The 20138-nt window shown below is 60.4% G+C and carries 20 protein-coding genes and 1 pseudogene; 12 read left to right on the forward strand and 9 right to left on the reverse strand.

Annotated features, from left to right (window positions below; all coding sequences use genetic code 11):
- Nucleotides 1–61 precede the first annotated feature (61 nt).
- Genes ACOI7Z_RS12445 through ACOI7Z_RS12460 form a run of 4 tightly spaced genes read left to right on the forward strand, consistent with a single transcriptional unit; the run spans nucleotide 62 to nucleotide 4648 of the window.
- Nucleotides 62–2674 (forward strand): fimbrial biogenesis usher protein, encoded by a 2613-nt coding sequence (locus ACOI7Z_RS12445; protein WP_087848605.1) that lies wholly within the window; start codon nucleotides 62–64, stop codon nucleotides 2672–2674.
- Between the two features lie 10 nt (nucleotides 2675–2684).
- Nucleotides 2685–3212 carry a fimbrial protein gene (locus ACOI7Z_RS12450; RefSeq protein ID WP_023290941.1) on the forward strand — a complete coding sequence of 176 codons (528 nt, stop codon included), beginning with the start codon at nucleotides 2685–2687 and terminating at the stop codon, nucleotides 3210–3212.
- Nucleotides 3213–3239: 27 nt separating this feature from the next.
- Nucleotides 3240–3725, forward strand: coding sequence for a fimbrial protein (locus ACOI7Z_RS12455; protein WP_072199039.1), 486 nt, complete (start codon nucleotides 3240–3242; stop codon nucleotides 3723–3725).
- 17 nt (nucleotides 3726–3742) lie between these two features.
- Nucleotides 3743–4648, forward strand: a complete 906-nt coding sequence (locus ACOI7Z_RS12460; protein ID WP_032429212.1) for a fimbrial protein — start codon at nucleotides 3743–3745, stop codon at nucleotides 4646–4648.
- 268 nt (nucleotides 4649–4916) lie between these two features.
- On the opposite strand, the gene ACOI7Z_RS12465 is transcribed toward ACOI7Z_RS12460, so the two are convergent.
- Both ACOI7Z_RS12465 and yjdI read right to left on the reverse strand, forming a co-directional pair.
- On the reverse strand, nucleotides 4917–5189 hold the full coding sequence (locus ACOI7Z_RS12465; RefSeq protein ID WP_002916201.1) for a GNAT family N-acetyltransferase: 273 nt from the start codon (nucleotides 5187–5189) through the stop codon (nucleotides 4917–4919).
- Nucleotides 5190–5200: 11 nt separating this feature from the next.
- Nucleotides 5201–5431 (reverse strand): 4Fe-4S mono-cluster protein YjdI, encoded by a 231-nt coding sequence (gene yjdI, locus ACOI7Z_RS12470; protein ID WP_004205354.1) that lies wholly within the window; start codon nucleotides 5429–5431, stop codon nucleotides 5201–5203.
- A gap of 224 nt (nucleotides 5432–5655) precedes the next feature.
- Between yjdI and ACOI7Z_RS12475 the strand changes: the two genes are divergently transcribed.
- The 4 genes from ACOI7Z_RS12475 to ACOI7Z_RS12490 are packed head-to-tail and all read left to right on the forward strand — an operon-like array spanning nucleotide 5656 to nucleotide 10355.
- On the forward strand, nucleotides 5656–5928 hold the full coding sequence (locus tag ACOI7Z_RS12475) for a YtcA family lipoprotein (protein WP_032454006.1): 273 nt from the start codon (nucleotides 5656–5658) through the stop codon (nucleotides 5926–5928).
- A gap of 6 nt (nucleotides 5929–5934) precedes the next feature.
- Nucleotides 5935–6960 carry a multidrug transporter subunit MdtN gene (mdtN, locus tag ACOI7Z_RS12480; RefSeq protein ID WP_023290946.1) on the forward strand — a complete coding sequence of 342 codons (1026 nt, stop codon included), beginning with the start codon at nucleotides 5935–5937 and terminating at the stop codon, nucleotides 6958–6960.
- Between the two features lie 12 nt (nucleotides 6961–6972).
- Nucleotides 6973–8910, forward strand: coding sequence for a multidrug efflux transporter permease subunit MdtO (gene mdtO, locus ACOI7Z_RS12485; RefSeq protein ID WP_048298233.1), 1938 nt, complete (start codon nucleotides 6973–6975; stop codon nucleotides 8908–8910).
- Nucleotides 8907–10355, forward strand: coding sequence for an MdtP family multidrug efflux transporter outer membrane subunit (locus ACOI7Z_RS12490; RefSeq protein ID WP_087848604.1), 1449 nt, complete (start codon nucleotides 8907–8909; stop codon nucleotides 10353–10355). Before mdtO ends, ACOI7Z_RS12490 begins: the two co-directional genes overlap by 4 nt.
- 62 nt (nucleotides 10356–10417) lie before the next feature.
- On the opposite strand, the gene ACOI7Z_RS12495 is transcribed toward ACOI7Z_RS12490, so the two are convergent.
- The 5 genes from ACOI7Z_RS12495 to ACOI7Z_RS12515 all read right to left on the reverse strand — a co-directional run bounded on the left by ACOI7Z_RS12495 (nucleotide 10418) and on the right by ACOI7Z_RS12515 (nucleotide 15034).
- Entirely contained in the window at nucleotides 10418–10717 is a 300-nt protein-coding gene (locus ACOI7Z_RS12495) for a DUF1889 family protein (protein ID WP_004205347.1), read from the reverse strand.
- A 184-nt stretch (nucleotides 10718–10901) separates the two neighbouring features.
- Nucleotides 10902–12455, reverse strand: coding sequence for a peptide MFS transporter (locus ACOI7Z_RS12500; protein ID WP_086074982.1), 1554 nt, complete (start codon nucleotides 12453–12455; stop codon nucleotides 10902–10904).
- Between the two features lie 473 nt (nucleotides 12456–12928).
- Nucleotides 12929–13351, reverse strand: a complete 423-nt coding sequence (gene arsC / locus ACOI7Z_RS12505; RefSeq protein WP_086074981.1) for a glutaredoxin-dependent arsenate reductase — start codon at nucleotides 13349–13351, stop codon at nucleotides 12929–12931.
- A 9-nt stretch (nucleotides 13352–13360) separates the two neighbouring features.
- Nucleotides 13361–14653, reverse strand: coding sequence for an arsenic transporter (locus tag ACOI7Z_RS12510; protein WP_087848603.1), 1293 nt, complete (start codon nucleotides 14651–14653; stop codon nucleotides 13361–13363).
- A 51-nt stretch (nucleotides 14654–14704) separates the two neighbouring features.
- Nucleotides 14705–15034: a metalloregulator ArsR/SmtB family transcription factor gene (locus ACOI7Z_RS12515; protein ID WP_087848602.1), complete on the reverse strand. Its 330-nt coding sequence runs from the start codon at nucleotides 15032–15034 to the stop codon at nucleotides 14705–14707.
- A 216-nt stretch (nucleotides 15035–15250) separates the two neighbouring features.
- Here ACOI7Z_RS12515 and ACOI7Z_RS12520 point away from each other — a divergent pair, with 216 nt between their 5' ends.
- Together ACOI7Z_RS12520 and ACOI7Z_RS12525 are read left to right on the forward strand one after the other, a co-directional pair.
- Nucleotides 15251–15544 (forward strand): YciI family protein, encoded by a 294-nt coding sequence (locus ACOI7Z_RS12520; protein WP_065883802.1) that lies wholly within the window; start codon nucleotides 15251–15253, stop codon nucleotides 15542–15544.
- Nucleotides 15545–15562: 18 nt separating this feature from the next.
- Nucleotides 15563–16135, forward strand: a complete 573-nt coding sequence (locus tag ACOI7Z_RS12525; RefSeq protein ID WP_087848601.1) for a DUF1349 domain-containing protein — start codon at nucleotides 15563–15565, stop codon at nucleotides 16133–16135.
- A gap of 3 nt (nucleotides 16136–16138) precedes the next feature.
- Here the strand turns inward: ACOI7Z_RS12525 and ACOI7Z_RS12530 are convergent, their stop codons facing one another.
- A complete protein-coding gene (locus ACOI7Z_RS12530; protein WP_023290955.1) occupies nucleotides 16139–16402 on the reverse strand; it encodes a hypothetical protein in 264 nt (87 codons plus the stop codon).
- Nucleotides 16403–16605: 203 nt separating this feature from the next.
- On the opposite strand from ACOI7Z_RS12530, the pseudogene ACOI7Z_RS12535 reads away from it, so the two are divergent.
- Nucleotides 16606–17307: pseudogene (locus tag ACOI7Z_RS12535) on the forward strand (carboxymuconolactone decarboxylase family protein); the annotation flags it as partial.
- A 360-nt stretch (nucleotides 17308–17667) separates the two neighbouring features.
- On the opposite strand, the gene ACOI7Z_RS12540 reads toward ACOI7Z_RS12535, so the two are convergent.
- The gene (locus ACOI7Z_RS12540; RefSeq protein ID WP_086074979.1) at nucleotides 17668–18597 is read right to left on the reverse strand and encodes a LysR family transcriptional regulator; all 930 of its coding nucleotides are present in this window, start codon (nucleotides 18595–18597) and stop codon (nucleotides 17668–17670) included.
- 129 nt (nucleotides 18598–18726) lie between these two features.
- Between ACOI7Z_RS12540 and ACOI7Z_RS12545 the strand changes: the two genes are divergently transcribed.
- Complete coding sequence (locus ACOI7Z_RS12545; protein ID WP_087848600.1) at nucleotides 18727–20115, forward strand: MFS transporter; 1389 nt, start codon at nucleotides 18727–18729, stop codon at nucleotides 20113–20115.
- Nucleotides 20116–20138 lie beyond the last annotated feature (23 nt).

Here is a 20138-nt window from a genome sequence, read left to right on the forward strand (position 1 = left end):
CGGGCCACGCTGCGCATGACCAGAAGCACTGACTGCCGGGCAACGTCGGACCGGAGGGATTATGTCACATCGAAAATATGGACTGGACCATGGGGGTCGCCCAAGCGCCCGGCGCCTGATTACGCCGGCGCTGACGCTGTGGCTCTGCTCGCAGCCGTTTGCCGCGCAGGCGGATCTCTATTTTAACCCCCGCTTTTTAGCTGACGATCCGGCGGCGGTGGCAGACCTGTCGGGATTTGAAAAAGGCCAGGAGGTCCCGCCGGGCACCTATCGCGTCGATATTTACCTCAATAACGGCTATATGACTACCCGGGACGTTACTTTCCAGGCCGACGCGCAGGGCCATGGCCTGTCGCCCTGCCTGACCCGCGGCCAGCTGGCGAGCATGGGGGTGGATACCGGACGGGTGACGGGCATGGCGGCCCTGGACAGTAAGGCCTGCGTGCCGCTAACGACGCTCATCAGCGAAGCCACCACCCGCTTCGATGTCGGCCAGCAGCGCCTGTATCTCACCGTACCCCAGGCGTTTATGGGCAGCCACGCCCGCGGCTATATTCCGCCGGAGCTATGGGATAACGGCATCACCGCCGGGCTGATTAACTATAACTTCACCGGCAATAACGTTCATAACGCCACCGGGGGGAACAGCCGTTACGCCTATCTGAATCTGCAGAGCGGGCTGAACCTCGGCGCCTGGCGCCTGCGCGATAACAGCACCTGGAGTTACAGCAGCGGCGGCAGCGCCTCATCCAATGAGAACCGCTGGCAGCACGTCAACAGCTGGCTTGAGCGGGATATCATTCCCCTGCGGTCGCGGCTTACCCTCGGGGATAGCTACACCAACGGCGATGTCTTCGACGGGATCAACTTCCGCGGCGCGCAGCTGGCCTCCGATGACAATATGCTGCCGGACAGCCAGAAAGGCTTCGCGCCGGTGATCCACGGGATCGCCCGCGGTACCGCGCAGGTGTCAGTCAAACAAAACGGCTACGAAATCTACCAGAGCACGGTGCCGCCGGGGCCGTTTACCATCGACGATCTCTACGCCGCGGGCAACGGCGGCGATCTGCAGGTCACCATTAAAGAAGCGGATGGCACCCGCCAGGTCTTCAGCGTGCCCTGGTCAACGGTGCCGGTGCTGCAGCGCGAAGGCCATACCCGCTTCGCCCTCTCCGCCGGGGAGTACCGCAGCGGCAACAGCCAGCAGGAAACGCCCGATTTTTTCCAGAGCACGGCCATGCATGGCCTGCCGGCCGGCTGGACCCTGTACGGCGGCGCCCAGCTGGCGGACCGCTATCGCGCCTTTAACCTCGGGGTGGGGAAAAACATGGGCTATTTCGGCGCCTTGTCGCTGGATATCACCCAGGCCAACGCCACCCTGCCTGACGACAGCGAGCATCAGGGACAGTCAGTGCGTTTTCTCTATAACAAGTCACTGGATGAGACCGGCACCAACCTGCAGCTGGTGGGCTACCGCTACTCCACCCGCGGCTACTATAACTTTGCCGATACCACCTACCGCCGGATGAGCGGCTACAGCGTGGAAACTCAGGACGGGGTTATCCAGGTGAAACCCAAATTTACCGACTACTACAATCTGGCTTACAGCAAACGCGGCAAGGTGCAGCTGAGCGTGACCCAACAGCTGGGGCGTACCGCCACCCTCTATCTGAGCGGCAGCCACCAGACTTACTGGGGCACCGACGATGCCGATGAGCAACTGCAGGCCGGCCTCAACGCCGCCGTAGACGATATCAACTGGTCGCTAAGCTACAGCCTGACGAAAAACGCCTGGCAGCAGGGACGCGATCAGATGCTGGCGGTTAACGTCAATATCCCCTTCAGCCACTGGCTGCGTTCCGATAGCCGTTCGGTCTGGCGGCACGCCAGCGCCAGCTACAGCCTGTCGCACGATCTCAATGGCCGCATGACCAATCTGGCGGGCCTGTACGGCACCCTGCTGGATGACAACAACCTCAGCTATAGCGTGCAAACCGGCTATGCCGGCGGCGGCAACGGCGACAACGGGAGCACCGGCTATACCGCGCTCAACTACCGCGGCGGCTACGGCAACGCCAACGTCGGCTACAGCCGCAGCGATGGCTTTAAACAGCTCTACTACGGGGTCAGCGGCGGCGTGCTGGCGCACGCCAACGGCATCACCTTGAGCCAGCCGCTGAACGATACCGTGGTGCTGGTGAAAGCCCCCGGCGCTGGCGGCGTGAAGGTGGAAAACCAGACCGGGGTACGCACCGACTGGCGCGGATATGCCGTCCTGCCGTATGCCACCGAGTATCGCGAAAACCGGGTCGCGCTGGACACCAATACCCTGGCGGACAATGTCGACCTTGACGATGCGGTGGTCAGCGTGGTGCCTACCCATGGGGCGATCGTCCGCGCCAGCTTTAACGCCCAGGTGGGGATGAAGATCCTGATGACGCTGACCCATCGCGGCAAACCGGTGCCGTTTGGCGCCCTCGCCACCAGCGATAGCAACCAGAGCGGCAGCATCGTCGCGGATAACGGTCAGGTCTACCTCAGCGGGATGCCGCTGGCGGGTAAGGTGCGGGTGAAATGGGGCGATGGCCCCGACGCCCAGTGCGTGGCCGATTATCGTCTGCCGCCGGAGAGCCGGCAGCAGGCGCTCAGCCAGCTGTCCATCGCGTGTCGCTAAGGAGATGATGATGAGAACACCGCAGTATCTGCTGGGCGCCCTGCTCACCCTGGCCGCGCCGCTGGCCTTCGCTGCCGACAGCACGATCGCCATCAGCGGCTATGTGCGCGACAACGCCTGCGCGGTGGCCGGAGAGTCGAAGGAGTTCACCGTCGATTTACAGGACAACGCCGCGAAGCAGTTTTACGCCGTCGGGGCGACGACCCCGCCGGTGCCGTTCCGTATCGTGCTGTCGCCCTGCGGCACTTCCGTCACCGCGGTGAAGGTCGGCTTCACCGGCGTGGCGGACAGCGTCAATACCAGCCTGTTAAAACTCGACGCCGGCGCCTCGGCGGCGGCGGGAATGGGGGTAGAGATTCTTGACCAGCAGCAGTCCCGGCTGCCCGTCAATGCCCCGTCGTCAGCCATCGCCTGGACCACGCTGACGCCGGGCCAGACCAACATCCTGAACTTTTACGCCCGTCTGATGGCCACCCAGGTGCCCGTCACCGCCGGGCATGTCAATGCGACAGCGACATTCACCCTGGAATTTCAGTAAGCGGAGGCTGCAATGAAATGGACCCACGTGGGCTGGCTGCTGGCCGGCCTGTTAACCGCGAGCCCTTCCCTGCGGGCGGCCGATGTCACCCTCACCGTCAACGGGAAGGTGGTGGCCAGACCCTGCACGGTCTCCACCGTCAATGCCACCGTCGAGCTGGGCGATCTTTACACCTTCAGCCTGATCGGCGCGGGCTCGGCATCGGCCTGGCACAGCGTGGCGCTGGATCTCAGCAACTGCCCCGTCGGTACCTCACGGGTGAAGGCCACCTTCAGCGGGACCGCGGACAGCACCGGCTATTACAAAAACCAGGGGACGGCAGGCAATATTCAGCTCGAACTGCAGAGCGAGGACGGCGCCACGCTGAACAACGGCAGCAGCCAGTCGGTACAGGTGGATGAGGCCAGCCAGTCCGCCCGCTTCCCGCTGCAGGTCAGGGCCCTGTCGGTCAACGGCGGCGCCACGCAAGGCACCATTCAGGCGGTGATTAACGTCACCTATACCTACGCCTGAGCCAGGAGAGCATCATGATGAAAAAAATTATTCCCCTGTTCACCACCCTGCTGCTGCTGGGCTGGTCGATAAACGCCTGGTCCTTCGCCTGCAAAACGGCCACCGGCGCGACGATCCCCATCGGCGGCGGTTCAGCCAACGTCTACGTTAACCTGACCCCGGCGGTCAACGTCGGGCAAAACCTGGTGGTCGACCTCTCCACGCAGATTTTTTGCCATAACGATTATCCGGAAACGATCACTGACTACGTGACCCTGCAGCGCGGATCCGCCTATGGCGGCGTGCTGTCGAGTTTCTCTGGCACCGTGAAATATAACGGCACCTCTTACCCCTTCCCGACCACCACGGAAACGGCGCGGGTGATTTACGATTCACGGACCGATAAGCCCTGGCCCGCCGTCCTGTATCTGACGCCGGTCAGCACCGCCGGCGGGGTGGCGATCGCCGCAGGATCGTTAATCGCGGTGCTAATCCTGCATCAGACCAACAACTACAATAGCGACTCCTTCCAGTTCATCTGGAACATCTACGCCAATAACGACGTGGTGGTCCCCACCGGCGGCTGCGATGTCTCTGCCCGCGATGTCACCGTCACCCTCCCCGACTACCCGGGCTCCATGGCCGTGCCGCTCACCGTGCACTGCGCGCAGAGCCAGCAGCTGGGGTATTACCTCTCCGGCGCCACCGCGGACAGCGCCCACGCGATCTTCACGAACACCGCCTCCGCCTCGCCGGCGCAGGGGATAGGCGTCCAGCTTACCCGCAACGGCAGCGCCGTGCCGGCGAACAGCACGGTCTCGCTGGGCACCGTCGGAACCTCGCCGGTCAATCTCGGCCTGACGGCGACCTACGCCCGGACCACAGGCCAGGTCACCGCCGGTAATGTGCAGTCGATCATCGGCATTACCTTTGTCTATCAATGATGACCGATGACATCCTCTCTTCCTGCTCGCTGGCCGCCCGGGGGTTGAACCAGCGGTTGCTGAACGCGGCGAAGCGGCTGGCGGGGGTAAAAAAGCGGGTGGAATATCACCCGCATATGGCCCCTCGCTTTCCGCACAGGTAGCCGCCTCGTTCATCAGCAAACTCACGGTCGGCGTTTGAACAGGCATGGGAGGAAGCGATGAGTGACTAATGGCGCGGATGCGCTGGCGAGTGAAAAGCGCACCGGTTTACACCGGTGCCGGTACGTCAGGCGCGAATATCGTCGTATTCGCGGGTGTTATCGAATTCATGTTTGGCAAACGGGCAGAGTGGAATAATCTTCCGCTGCTCCTGGCGCATTTTTTCCACCACCTTCGCCACCAGCTGTTTCCCCACGCCCTGGCCTTTCAGGCTGGGATCGACATCGGTATGTTCGATAATGCTGAGGTGTTCGCCGGTGGGAACAAAAACAATCTCCGCGACCTGGTTACCCTGCGCGTCGTTAACATAAAATTTGTTGTGCCCTTCCAGTATTTCCATCTTCTCCTCGCTTATTTATGACGATATTGCAGGGCGCCGCTCGGGCAGGTATCGATCACCTTCACCACCGTCGCGACATCCACTTCATCCGGGATGATCCACGGCTTACGCTTGAGATTGAACAGCTTCGCGCTGCCGCGCACGCAGTTCCCGGAATGCTGACAGATCGCCGTATTAAAGTAGACGTCGATTTTCTCCCCGGTATAGGCCCGGTAGCCGGCTTCCAGTAATTCCTTATCCATGACATTGCCTCGGTCTTGTTTTATGACTTTCAGGCTAAGCATAGTCCTCCCCGTGACGGCTGACTATGCGCAAGTCGGTAATGGGCGTCAGGAGAGGGATTTGGCGCATCCTCCCGCTCTTCCGGCGCGCACGGATCCCGCAGTCAACGAACGGTTGACTTTCATTCCCGCAACGAGGCGATTACACTCATGACACACTGGTAAGAGCACTCAGGGATGTTCCATTGAATCATATTGCCACCATAGCCCGCCCGGCGCGGCTACTGCTCGTCTTGCCGCTCACCGGCTGCTCACTCTCACCAGCGATCCCGGTATTGGGCGCCGCGTTCCCCGGCTGGTTTTTCTGCTTGTTGGGCGGCGCGTTTTTACTCATCCCCTGCCATATCCTGATTACACGTAACGGCTGGCAGCCGCGCTTTTCTCCCCTGGTCTTCAGCTATGTCGCGCTGATGTTCCTGTTCGCCACGCTGCTGTGGTTTCTGTTTTTTGTTCACTGATCGCTTATGACTACTTCCCGCACTCCCCTGTTACGCAAGAAATGGCCTCTGCTGGCGCTGGTCCTCGCCGCCATCCTGGCGCTGATCCTGGTTATCTGGCAGTTGCAAACGTCGCCGGAGACCAATGACGCCTATGTCTATGCCGATACCATCGATGTGGTGCCCGAGGTCAGCGGACGCATCGTGGAGATGCCCATCCGCGATAACCAGCGGGTGAAAAAAGGCGATCTGCTGTTCCGCATCGACCCCCGTCCCTATCAGGCGATGCTCGATGACGCGAAAGCCCGGCTGACGACCCTCGACGCGCAGATTATGCTGACCCAGCGCACCATCAAAGCGCAGGAGTATAACGCCCAGTCGGTAGCGGCCGCCGTCGAGCGCGCCAGAGCGCTGGTCAAGCAGACCACCTCCACGCGCATCCGCCTTGAACCGCTGGTGCCGCAGGGGTTTGCCTCGCAGGAAGATCTCGATCAGGCGCGCACCGCCGAGAAAGCGGCGCGGGCGGAGCTGGAAGCCACGCTGCTGCAGGCCAGACAGGCCTCGGCGGCCGTGACCGGCGTGGATGCCATGGTGGCGCAACGCGCCGGGATCCTGGCGCAAATCGCCCTCGCCGAACTGCATCTGGAATTTACCGAAGTGCGCGCGCCGTTCAACGGCGTGGTGGTGGCGCTGAAAACCACCGTCGGCCAGTACGCCTCGGCGCTGAAGCCGGTCTTCACCCTGCTGGATGACGACCGCTGGTATGTGATCGCGAACTTCCGCGAGACCGATCTGAACAACGTGCGCCCCGGCGTGGCGGCGCGGATCACCGTGATGACCAACCACAACCGGACCTTTAACGGGGTGGTCGATTCGGTCGGCTCCGGGGTCCTGCCCGAAGGCGGGAGCGTCATCGAAGGCCTGCCGCTGATCCAGAAAAGCATTAACTGGGTCCACGTCTCGCAGCGCTTCCCGGTGAAAATCGCCGTCAGCGATCCCGATCCGGCTCTGTTCCGCATGGGCGCCTCGGCCAGCGCCGTGCTGCAGCCGTAGCCGGGCGACGCAATGTTTCCTCTCGCCCATTTTTTACGCCAGGAACTGCGCGACGCGCCGGGACGCGCCAGCTACACGCTGCGCCTGACGCTGAGCTGTGCGGTGCTCATCACCCTGTTCATGACCCTGCAGATCCCCTTCCTGGCCGTCGCGCTGATCGTCGTGTTCTACGTCAGCCAGCCTAACGTGTTGATGATTAAGTTAGTCAGCGTGGTCTTTTTTGTCACCGTCAGCGTGGCGCTCGGCGGCGTGCTGCTGATCATCAAGTGGACCTATGACTACCCGCTGATCCGCCTGGCGGCCTCCGTGGCGCTCTTTTTCTGCGCCATCTATCTGATGCGGGTGCTGGGCAAGCTGGGACTGGCCTTTTTCGTGGTGGCGCTGGCGGTGATTTACGCCCAAACCTTCCCGTCGATGACCAGCCAGAGCGAGATCCTGGTGCGGCTGCTGCTCTGGCTGTGGGTGGCGATTAACACCGCGATCCTTGTCACCCTGCTGGTCAACGCCTGTTTTCAGCAGGCCTTTCCCGGCAACCAGTTTAAGGCGCGTCTGGCGGAGATGCTGCAGTCGGTCGCCAGCCGGCTGGCGACCCCGGGCGGAGAAACGCCACCGACCTTCGGCGAGACCGCCGCGCAATTCAACCAGCTGCAGTCGCTGTTCGCCCAGGCCTGCCGGGCGACGCCGGAGATCGCCGCCGATCCGCAGGCCTGGCGCTCGCGGCTGGCCGCCACCCTGCGCTGCTACCAGCTGGCGGCGCTGCTGCAAGCGGACGAGGCCGATAGCGACGATCGCCTGCTGCTGTCGCAGGCGGTACTGCAGCTGAAGAGCGCCCTTAGCGAGGGGCCGTTTGACGGCGCCATTCCCCCCCTGGCGCTCAGCGGCCGCGGCGCCAATCGCGCCGTTCTGCAGGAGATGGCTGCCCTTCTGCAGCAGCTGGCCCAGGGTGAGCCGGTGGCCCTGCCGCAGGGCGAGGTGGAAAAACCGCCTCTGCTGGCGCCGGACGCCTGGCGCAACCCGGCTTATCTCCATTTTGCGCTCAAGACCCTGCTGGCGACGCTAATCTGCTATGTCTTCTATACCGCTGCCGACTGGCAGGGGCTGCACACCATTATGCTGAGCTGCGTGATCGTCGCCCAGCCCGGGCTGGGCGCCACGATGCAGAAGACGTGGCTGCGCATCGGCGGCGCGCTGCTCGCCACTCTGCTGGCGCTGCTGTTAATCGTCTTTGTCCAGCCCTGGACCGACTCGCTGTCGGGGCTGCTGGCGATGTCCCTGCCGGTGCTGGCGCTGGCGGCCTGGATTGCCGCCGGCTCGGAGCGTATCGCCTACGCCGGGATCCAGATTGGTTTCACTTTTGCGCTGGCCTTCCTCAGCTGGTTTGGTCCGCTGACAAATCTCACCGAGCTGCGGGACCGGGTGCTGGGCATCCTGCTTGGGGTGCTGGTCTCCTCCATTGTCCATTTGTATCTCTGGCCGGACAGCGAAGCGCCGCAGCTGAAATCGCGCCTCGCCGGACTCTATCGCCGGCTGGCGGACTGCCTCGCCGCCCCGCACGATGCGGTGCCGCTGGCCCCTCTGTTTGTCGCCTTCACCGACAGCGAAGCGCTGATCCATCGGGTTCGCGCCGAACCGCTGGGTACGTATGCCCACCCCTGGCCCCAGGCGAAAGACTGGCCGATGCGCGCCACCCTCGCCCGGGCCGAGGAGATCGCCCGCCTCAGCGAAGGGTACCGGCTCAACGCCGCGCCGGGAGACCCGACCCTGACCCGCTGCGCCGAACAGCTGCGGCGCTACGCCGAACGTATCGAACAGGAGGCGACAGCGCCTGCCGAGCAGCTGGCCGCCGACCTGACTAACCCCTTTGGCCCGGCGCTGGCCGCCGCGCTGGCCGCCCTTCCCGACTGGGGCCCGACACCGATAGCGACTGAGCAACAGGCTAAAACGTCATGATGATCCTTCCTTTCTCCCCGCGGCTGCGCGGCACTCTCCTTACCCTGACGCTGACGCTGCTCAGCGGCTGCGCGCTGATCCAGGACGAGCCAGCCCAGGTCGCCATCGTCAATCCGCAGCAGGCCCAGCTGGCGCAGGTGATCCACCTGGCGAATAGCGACTGGCCGGCAGCCCGCTGGTGGGAGGCCTATAAGGATCCTCAGCTCAATATGCTGATCAACCGGGCGCTGCAGAACTCGCCGACCATGCAGGCCGCCCGGCTGCGCATCTCTCAGTCGCAGTCCACGGTGGAACTCGCTCAGTCGGCGATGGGCCTGCAGGCCACCGCCGTCGCGGCGCAAAATCGCCTGCGGATCACCGACAAATCCTTTAGCTGGCCCTACTCCTACTCCCTGCCGGTGGATAAGAACGGTCCCTGGTATACGCTGAACACCGTTGGCGTCGGGGCGCAGCTGAATATCGATCTCTGGGGAGCCGATCGCGCCCGGGTCGCCGCCGCCATTGGCGAGAAAAACGCCCGGCTGGCGGAGACCGCCGGCATTGAGCTCGACATCGCCAGCAGCGTGGCGCAGCTCTATTTCGCCATGCAGGCGACGTTCCAGAAAATCGCGCTGCTGCAGGACCTGGAAGATATTGCCCAGTTCTCGGTGGCGGCCCACGAGCATCGGACCCAACGCGGCGTGGAAGACAGCGTGGATGTGGCCAACGCCCAGGCCGAGCAGCTCGCCGCCCGCCAGCAGATCATCAGCGCCGAGGGGACGCTGACCCAGTATCGTGAAACCCTGCGGGCGCTGATCGGCGCCGATGCGCAAAGCATGCCGGCGATCCATCCGGTGGCGCTGCCTGCGCTCCAGGAGACGCTGCCGCCGTCGCTCTCTTTCGAGCTGCTGGCCCGCCGCCCGGACCTGCAGGCGCTGCGCGGGTATGTGACCGCCTCCCTGAGCCAGGTCGATGCGGCGAAAGCGGCGTTTTATCCCCATTTTGATATCAAAGCGTTCTGGGGTTATAACGCCCTGAGCGTCGGGGATCTGTTTAAGTCCTCTTTCCAGCAGATCAACCTGCTGCCTGGGCTCTATCTGCCGATCTTCGACGGCGGTCGTCTGAACGCCAATCTGCAGTCGGTGCGCACCGCCAGCAATATACTGATCAAACAGTACAACCAGGCGGTGCTGGACGCGGTTCGCGATGTCGCCATCAGCTCCAGCCAGCTTAACGACCTGAATCAGCAGCGCGCGCTGCAGCAGCTGAAGGTCACCGCGGCGCAGACCACCACCGACAGCGCTCGCGCCCATTATCAGCGCGGCCTGCTCAGCCGCTACGCCGCCGAAGAGGCCCGGCGGGCGGTCCTTGCCCAGCAGCTGTTGCTGCTGGATATTGAGGCCCAGCGGTTGAGCACCGACATTACCCTGATCAAAGCCCTGGGCGGCGGCTACCGCGGCCAGTAACAAAAATGCCTTCCCCGGTGGGGAAGGCATTAAACAGAAGACGCGGGGTTGCTGCGCGGCGATTACACCAGGGCGCGCAGCTCTTCCCGCATGTAGGTGGAAAAGAATTCCGGATGCTTAATCACCAGCCGTTCGCCGGCGGCGACCCGTTCAGCCCACTCCGCCACTTTGTCGGTAAACCCGGCGCTCCAGCCTTGCTGCTGACCGCGCTCAGCGACGTCGGCCGGGCTGGCTGGCACGCCCAGTTCTTTCAAATATTTGAGAATTCCCTTCGCGGTACTTTCATCCATAGACTGTGGTACTGGCTCAGACGTATTCATACCACCAATAAAATCCAATGCTTTATCAATGACTGCTGGCATAGGTGTGTCCTTATATTAACCACATAGTAAACCTGACTACACTATGGACCGGAAAGCGACGTGATTTCAAAGAACACGCTCACGTTATGGGACATCGCGCATTCAGAAAAGGGGATTTTGCACTGCCGGGGCGGGGGTTGGACAAAAAACAAGCCGGTCCCGCGGGACCGGCCTGGGGATCGCGTCAGGCGTTGCTGACGGATTTTTGCGCGCCGCTGGACTGACTGTTCTCCAGCATCCGACGGACCGGGACAATCAGCACGGCCAGCACGGCGGCGCAGATCAGCAGCGCGATGGAGCAGCGGGCGAAGAGATCCGGCAGCAGCGACAGCTGATCGGCCTTCACGTGACCGCCAATCAGGCCCGCCGCCAGGTTACCCAGCGCGCTGGCGCAGAACCACAGCCCCATCATCTGGCCGCGCATTCTCTCCGGCGCCAGCAGGGTCATGGTCGCCAGACCAATCGGGCTCAGGCACAGTTCGCCGAGCGTCAGCATCAGGATGCTGCCCACCAGCCACAGCGGCGACACACCGGCCCCGCCGTTGTTCAGGACGTTCTGCGCCGCCAGCATCATCAGGCCAAAGCCCGCCGCCGCGCACAGGATGCCAATGACGAATTTGGTCATGCTGCCCGGACGAACGTTTTTACGCGCCAGCGCTGGCCACGCCCAGCTGAATACCGGGGCGAGGAGAATGATAAATAAGGCGTTAATCGACTGGAACCAGACCGCGGGGATCTCAAAATCGCCGATCATCCGGTTGGTATAGTCGTTAGCAAACAGGTTGAATGAGGTCGGTTTCTGTTCAAATGCCGACCAGAAAAAGGCCGCCGAGACCAGCAAAATAAAGCACACCAGCAGGCGCGCCCGCTCTTTACGGTTCAGGCCGGCGAAGACGAACAGCCAGATGAAATAGAGCGCTACGGAAGCGGCAATCACATAGACCAGCACGCTGGCCACCGCCACCGGGTTAATCACGATCGTGCCCAGGCTAATGAGCGTGACCACCACAGCCACTCCCAGCGCCAGCGCCAGCAGCCACGCCCCAACGCCATTCTTTTTCGCCACCGGGCTGTTCCAGGTGGAATCGAGGCCGACCTCTGCGTCATAGCGCTTCATCGACGGCACGGCAAAGACACGGAAAATGATCAGCGCCACCAGCATCCCGATCCCCCCGATGCCGAAGCCCCAGTGCCAGCCATGGGATTTAATCAGCCAGCCGGAGATCAAAGGCGCGATAAACGAGCCGATGTTGATCCCCATGTAGAACAGCGAGAAACCGCCGTCGCGGCGCGCGTCGCCTTTTTTATACAGAGTGCCGACCATCACCGAGATACAGGTTTTAAACAACCCGGAACCGAGGACGATAAACATCAGGCCGATAAAGAACAGGTCGTTGCCCAGCCATGCCGACAGGGCGATCGACAGGTGCCCGAGGGCGATCAGAATCGAGCCGTACCAGACAGCGCGCTGCTGGCCAAGCCAGTTATCCGCCAGCCAGCCGCCCGGCAGCGCGGCCAGATACATACTGCCGGCAAAAATCCCGACGATCGCCGAGGCGTTCTCCCGCGCCAGCCCCATTCCGCCGTCGTAAACCGTCGCCGCCATAAACAGGATCAGTAAGGGGCGGATGCCGTAAAACGAGAAGCGCTCCCACATTTCGGTGAAGAACAGGGAGCCCAGCGGATAAGGATGGCCGAAAAAGGTACGGCTTTCGTTTTTATTAACAGAGGAATGCATAAATTCTCCAGATAAGGTGCACCGCAGCGCAAGTTAACCGTATAAAGCGGGCTGACGATTTATAATTTGTTTGTCTTAACATCAGGAACGAGCATTTTTAACCATTTGATAACCATGCAGTGGTTTTGTCCAGCCCCTTGCCTTCCCTTTTTAGATGAAAAGTCGACAAACATCTAGTTTTATAGATTTAATGTTCGCAAAAGCGCAAACGGCGTTGACATTATGCCATTGTAAAGAATACATAATTTTATTTATTAAAAACAGTAAGTTGATTGAGTAACAAAGGTCATAAACCGTCGGTGCAGGCAGGGCATATAACGACAGGAAAAGTAAGGGAAACGGGCCTGAGGAGGCAGAAATAGCGCTAAGGGAGAATATTGTTCAGCCATCCAGGTGCTTCACACCCGGAGAGCCTCCCGCGAGGCAGGATGCACATGGCTTGCCGGCTGCTACAGCCGGCGCCATTTTGCGCGCTATTTCACACGCTGCCCCGTCCGATCAATGACGCGCTCACCGTCTTCCTTCACGAAGGCGCCTTTTTGCGGCGCCGTCAGGATCTCCAGCACCACCTCTGACGGGCGGCAGAGCCGGGTGCCCCGCGGCGTCACCACGATCGGACGGTTGATCAGGATCGGATGCTGGAGCATAAAGTCGATTAACTGGTCATCTGTAAACCGCTCTTCCGCCAGGCCCAGCGCATCGTAGGGTTCGACGTTTTGCCGCAGCAGCGCCCGCACCGGGATCGCCATCGCGGCGATCAGCTGGCGCAGCTCATCGCGCGACGGCGGCGTCTCCAGATAATAAATAATGGTGGGCTCAGCGCCGCTGTTGCGGATCAGCGCCAGGGTATTACGCGAGGTGCCGCATTCAGGGTTATGGTAAATGGTGATGCTCATAGCACGTTCTCATGGCTGATTGAAGGAGAGACGCAGCGCCAGCGCGGCCAGCGTTACCAGCAGCACCGGCAGGGTCATGATGATGCCGCAGCGGAAATAATACCCCCAACCGATGGTAATGTGCTTCTGCGTCAGCACATGCAGCCAGAGCAGCGTGGCCAGGCTACCAATCGGCGTGATTTTGGGCCCCAGATCGCAGCCGATGACGTTGGCATATATCATGGCCTCTTTGATCGTCCCTGTTGCCGCGCTGCCATCAATCGACAAGGCGCCGACCAGCACGCTGGGCATATTATTCATGATCGAAGAGAGGAAGGCCGACAGGATACCGGTGCCCAGCGTTGCGGCCCAGAGCCCGCGCTCCGCCAGCATGTTCAGCACCGTGGTCAGATAATCCGTTAATCCGGCGTTTCGCAGGCCATACACCACCAGATACATCCCCAGCGAGAAGATCACAATCTGCCATGGGGCGCCGCGCAGCACCTTGCCGGTGTTTATCACCCGCCCGCGCTTCGCGACAGCAAACAGGATCCCCGCTCCCGGCGCCGCGATGGCGCTGACCGGGATCCCCAGCGGGTCAAGAACGAAAAAGCCGACCAGCAACAGCAGCAGCACGCCCCAGCCGGTGCGGAACGTCGCCGTATCTTTTATCGCCGTGGCCGGCGCTTTCAGTAACGCCATATCCCAGGCCGGCGGGATATCCTTGCGAAAGAACAGGTGCAGCATCGCCAGGGTGGAGAGGATCGCCGCGAAATCGACCGGCACCATCACCGAAGCGTACTCCCTGAAGCCAATGGCAAAGAAATCTGCCGAAACGATATTCACCAGATTCGACACCACCAGCGGCAGGCTGGCGGTATCGGCAATAAACCCGGCTGCCATGACAAAGGCCAGCATCGTTCCCTTACTGAAACCCAGCGCCCGCAGCATAGCAATTACGATGGGCGTGAGGATCAGCGCCGCGCCGTCGTTGGCAAACAGCGCCGCCACCGCCGCGCCGAGCAGGATAATCCAGGTAAACAGCAGACGACCCCGCCCTCTTCCCCAGCGGGAAACGTGTAGCGCGGCCCATTCAAAAAAGCCGGACTCGTCGAGCAGCAGGCTGATAATGATCACGGCGATAAACGTGGCGGTGGCATTCCAGACGATATGCCACACCACCGGGATATCGGCTATCTGTACTCCACCGGTGACCAGCGCCAGCGCCGCGCCAAAGGCCGCGCTCCAGCCGATCCCTAACCCCCGCGGCTGCCAGATCACCAGCACCAGGGTCAGGACAAAAATCGCACCTGCCAGCAACATCGTTCCCCCACCAATCACATTCGAAAAATCATATATATTAAGATAAATTTTTTACCGACAACCCGGCCCGTCAGTCAGTCTGCTGACCATCAGCCGCACATCGTCCTGCTGACTTAGCCAGGCCTGCTCAATCACCTGCGCCGCCCAGGCCGGCATCTGCGGAGAGAGGCGATAATGGACCCACTTACCCTGTTTTCGATCCCGCAGCAGCCCGCTCTCCCGCAGCATTGCCAGATGGCGGGAGATCTTGGGCTGGGACTGGGCGAGCGCCGTACAGAGATCGCACACGCACAGCTCTCCCCGCGCCTTGAGCAACAGCACGATCCCCAGCCGGGTTTCATCGGCGAGGTTTTTGAACAGTTGCAGGGGCAATAAAGACATGGTTTCTCCTCAAGCGTGACGGACAGCATACGGGACCACGAACAAAGATCAATATGCATTCGAAAAAACATATGTGTTTTCACAACCGCGATAAATCTCCATACCGTTGCAACATGTGCCTCCTGCTCAATAGCACGCAAAAATGCCGCGTTTTCTTTTAACCATCATCGAAATATGTCAGGCTGAAGATCCCATCGGATTGACAGGGTTTTCAGGATGAGTACGATTTATGTGGTTGTTTTAACGTATATAAAACCGCTCGAAGAGATTGACAGCGCGATCCCCGCCCACGTCGAATGGCTCAAAAAAGGCTATGCTGACGGCCTCTTTCTCACCTCCGGCCGCCGTATTCCCCGCACCGGCGGGGTGATTCTGGCGACATGCGACAGCCGGGAAATTCTGGAAGCGCGTCTGAGCCAGGATCCCTTCCAGCAGCTGGGTCTCGCCCATACGGAGATTATCCCCTTTGAGGCCAGCATGGCGTCCCCCGCACTGCAGTCGCTGTTATAAGCCTGTCCCGGAGGAAACATGCAGCCATCCTTTCACTGGATCAATGAACCTGCCGAGTGGCGCCGCGATGCCGACGGCCTGACGGTGGTCACCGATAAGCATACCGATTTCTGGCGTCATACCTGGTATGGCTTCAAGCGCTTCTCCGGCCATCTTTATGCCGCTGAGGTGGAGGGCGATTTTACCCTGCAGGCAAAAATCTGTGCGGATTTCACCACGCTTTACGGCCAGGCCGGGCTGATGATGATGGCGGACGAGCAGACCTGGCTGAAGGCGGGGATTGAGTTTAATGACGATGCCCCGGCCATCGGCAGCGTGCTGACGCTAACCCACTCCGACTGGGCCACCGGGCTTTTCCCCGGCGACCCGCGCACCTTCTGGCTGCGGCTGACCCGCAAGGGCGATGCGTTAAGGCTGCAGTATTCGACCGACGGCGAGCGATGGCCGCTGCTGCGGCTCGGCTACTTTCCACCAGGCCCGGTGAAAGCCGGCGTCATGTGCTGCTCACCGGAGCGCGGCGGACTGGCGGTTGCCTTTTTGGATATTCAACTTTCCCCACCGCTGGACAAAGCGCTGCACGATCTGAGCTGAACGCTAGTGGGAAGACCCGACTTTCTCTGCATCCTGGGGGCCAGGATTGCAGGGTTCGCGGGTGCCGGGCAGGTAAAAATGGCCGTGCTTATCGGGATCGGTGCCGCCCGGGCACCCTGCCCGACCCGAGGAATTATCGCTACTGCCGCCGTCCGAACCGTTGCCGCCGTCGGCGCCCGATATTACCGACTGGCCGTGATGACCATGCGCTGCAGTGGCTGAAAACGCCACCAGCGCGAACACACAGACCATTAAGCGTCTGCCCATTGCTGCCTCTCCCTTAGTGAAATTCCCCACCCATCGCGTTGACGATGGGATAAGCCGTTGCACCGCGATAAAAAACCGCCTTATCCGCATGGAGTATAGGGTTAAGGCAGAGGGAAAGACAGGGCCGGCGCCTTCAGACATTTCGCACGCAAAATAGCCTTTATGCCGCGGTATGCGCTATCAGAAAATCAATCAGGGCTTTCACTCTTTCGGACGCTGACATTCACGCGGTCTCCCCGGCGCTGGCACGCTTTGGCCGTGAAGCGATTACCAACGACCTCTGGCAACGTGACGCCCTGTCTGCCCGCGACCGCAGCATCGTGACTGTGGCCATGCTGATTGCCCGCAACCAGCCAGGCGAGCTAAAGCACTATATTGAAGTCGCTCTCGATAGCGGCGTGACGCCAGCGGAAGTATCAGAGATCATTACCCATCTGGCGTTCTACTCAGGTTGGCCCAATGCGATGTCAGCCGTCAGGGTGACCAAAGCGATCTTTGCAGCCCGCGGCATCACGACAGAGGCCCTGCCCGCCGCCTCGCCAACGCTGCTGCCTCTCAATGAACAGGTAGAGAAACAGCGTGCAGAGACCGTGGAGAAAAATGTCGGTCCCATTTCGCCTGGCCTGGTTAAATTTACCGCCGACCCGCTGTTTCTCGACCTCTGGCAACGGCCCGTGCTTACGCCCCGCGACAGAAGTCTGGTGACGGTCAGCGCGTTAATCGCCGCCGGACAGAGCGCGCAGATTGGCTACCACCTAAACAGGGCCATGGATAATGGGCTTTCGGCTGAAGAGGCCGGAGAAGTGGTCGCCCAGGCAGCGTTCTACGCGGGATGGCCAAATGCGTTTACCGCCGCCCCGGTGGTCGGTGAAGTGTTGCGATCGCGCGAGAGCAAAGCTGAATAAAAAAGGATAAAGGACAGGAAAGCTGTCCTTTATTTATCGTTAATAGTTAGCTTAAAGGTAGCACGAGGGCTTTCGATTAAATCTCGCGGAAAGGACATAAACGGTCTATCGACGCGTGGAGACTTCGATCGTGAGTCTGTTCACATCGCTCATTGAGAAAATTTCCGTTCCATATGCCGTCATGAGTCTCATCCTTTGAAAGCAGCGATCGCTGTGGTGAGACGGTAGCGCGGACATGTCTATTTGGTCAGAGATGGACATCTCAATTTAGCTTCTACACCGCTACTTCGCTTAATGTTTTATCTTAAATATCAATTAATTGTATTATTAATTTAACATAGGTTGATGTTATAGCAATCGCTATACAGGCTCCTTAGTCATGACTGACCTGGCCACACCGCATATGGCAAGAATTTGCGCTCTCAGCCAGCGGTGACCGGGATCGCGTTCCATTCTTGGGTGCCACATCTGCGATATCGTAATACGACGGCTTTTGAACGGCAGCTCGAAAACGTGTACCTGGCCCGTTACCTGCTGATTGAGTAAATAGAGTGCGGGTATCATGGCGATAAGATCCGATTCCAGCGCCACGGACAGTGCTGTCGGAAATCCCGGTACAACGCTCGCAATTTTACGTTTTGTCCCCAGTTCGGCCAGCGCATCGTCAACGGATCCGTGCAACGCGCCCTCGGGTGACGCTACCACATGACCCCAGGCGACATAATCACCCACGCCTATTTCTGCCTGCTTAGCCAGCGGGTGCCCTTTACGCACGACGCCAACAAACCGATCCTCAAACAGTCGTTGCAGCCGTATTTCTGGCCCCATATTACTCTGAACTCCAATCTCCAGATCAACCAGCCCTTCCCGAAGATAGCGCGACGTTTTTTCCGGCTTAGGCGCGAAGCGTATACAGACATCCGGCGCGGCGTCGGCAACCGCTGCGATGAGCGCAGGCCCAAACGCCACCACAAAACCATCGTTTGCCCTGATGGTAAAAAGACGCGCCAGACTTTGCGCGCAGAACGTTTCAGTTGAGGGCTGCAATACCGCCCTGGCATCGTGCACTGCACGCCTGGCGCGATCCCGGGTCGCTTCGGCCCACGGGGTCAGTACCATGTTACGCCCGGCGCGCACCAGGATCGGGTCTCCTGTGACATCGCGTAACCTGCTTAATGTCCGGCTCATGGCTGAGGTGCTGAGGTTCAGACGACGTGCCGCACCTGCGACACTCGCTTCACTCAGCAATATGTCGAGTGCTACCAGCAAATTAAAATCAGGATCAGACATTCCCCTTTCTCCCAGCACATTAAGATAAGGCGTTTGATGCAACAATAAAGTGAAAATAGTGCGCCTTCCGCCCGGTAAAAGCCATCTTTATAGTTTGGTCATCCATACACTCTTCTCAGAGGACAAATGATGACGCTCTTTTCCAGCCAACCCGGCGACGAAGGACTGCCTGGCCCGGCGCGCGCACGGGTGATGGCCGCAATAATGACCACCACCTTAATGGGCGTGTTTGATGGCACCATGATCAACATTGCCCTGCCCTCAATGGCTCAGGATTTGCAGGTACCTGCCGGTATTGCCGTCTGGTTCGCCAACGGGTATCTGCTGGCGGCTGCGATGACGCTGGCGATATTCGCGGCGCTTGCGGCCCGTCTGGGTTATCGCCCCGTATTTCTGGCGGGCCTGACGACCTTTACCCTGACATCACTGGGTTGCGCGCTGGCGAATAAGCCCGAAGTGCTTATCGGTATGCGCGTGCTTCAGGGGATCGGCGGCGCGGCGACGCTGAGTATTGCCCCCGCAATACTCAGGTCCGTATTTCCCGGACGCTTACTTGGCCGCATTCTGGGGTTCCATGCCCTGCTCATTGCCTCCAGCTCCGCTATCGGCCCGGTATTGGGCGGTACGATCCTTCACACCCTGAGCTGGCAATGGCTGTTTGCGATAAACGTTCTTCCCGGCACCCTCGCCTTACTGCTGGCGGTCAGAGCGCTGCCGCGGGATGCGATCCGTATGCAGGCGCCCTTCGACACCGTGGGCGCCATATTGTCGGCGCTGCTGTTGGGTTCGACGATCATGGCGGCGAACAGCCTACAGAACGCTACTTCTCAATTCGGCAGCCTTTGCTGGATGGCTCTCGCTGCGCTGAGCGGCATGGCTTTTATCTGGCAAATCCGCCGTACGGGTCATCCCTTACTGCCGCCGAGCATGTTTAAAAATGAACGTTTTACCCTCGCGGCTTTCACGTCAATGGTTGCTTTTGTCAGCCAGGGGATCACCTTTATTGCGCTACCCTTCCTGTTTCAGAGCGAATACGGCTACAGTCCGGTAGTGTCTGCCCTGCTGTTTACGCCGTGGCCGTTAGGGATCGTGCTGATTGCGCCGCATGCAGGCCGTTGGGCGGACACGATATCAGCCCCGGCGATATCCACCCTGGGGCTGGTGATATTTGTCGTCGGTTTGATCCTGCTGGCGACGTTACCCGCCAGCCCTCCAATGTGGGATATCTGCCTGCGAAGTCTGGTGTGCGGAATAGGGTTTGGTTGCTTTCAGAGTCCCAATAACCGGGAAATGCTCTCAAACGTTATTCGTGAGTACGCGAGTTATGCGTCCGGAGTTTTATCCATTATGCGCACTTTCGGACAGTGCCTGGGAGCCGCCGCCGTAGGCGTTCTGCTGGCAGCAGATGAAAGGTCAATTCATGTTGCGCTGTGGAGCGCCGCCGCGGCCTCTGCGGTATCGGTCGTCGTCAGCGCGAGCCGGTTGCGTAAAATCACTCATCCTGCGGAAACAGGATAAGTGCGAAAATATCACTAAACGCT

Origin of the sequence: Klebsiella sp. C283 (genome assembly GCF_048822555.1) — a bacterium.
Classification (GTDB): Bacteria; Pseudomonadota; Gammaproteobacteria; order Enterobacterales; family Enterobacteriaceae; genus Klebsiella; species Klebsiella quasipneumoniae.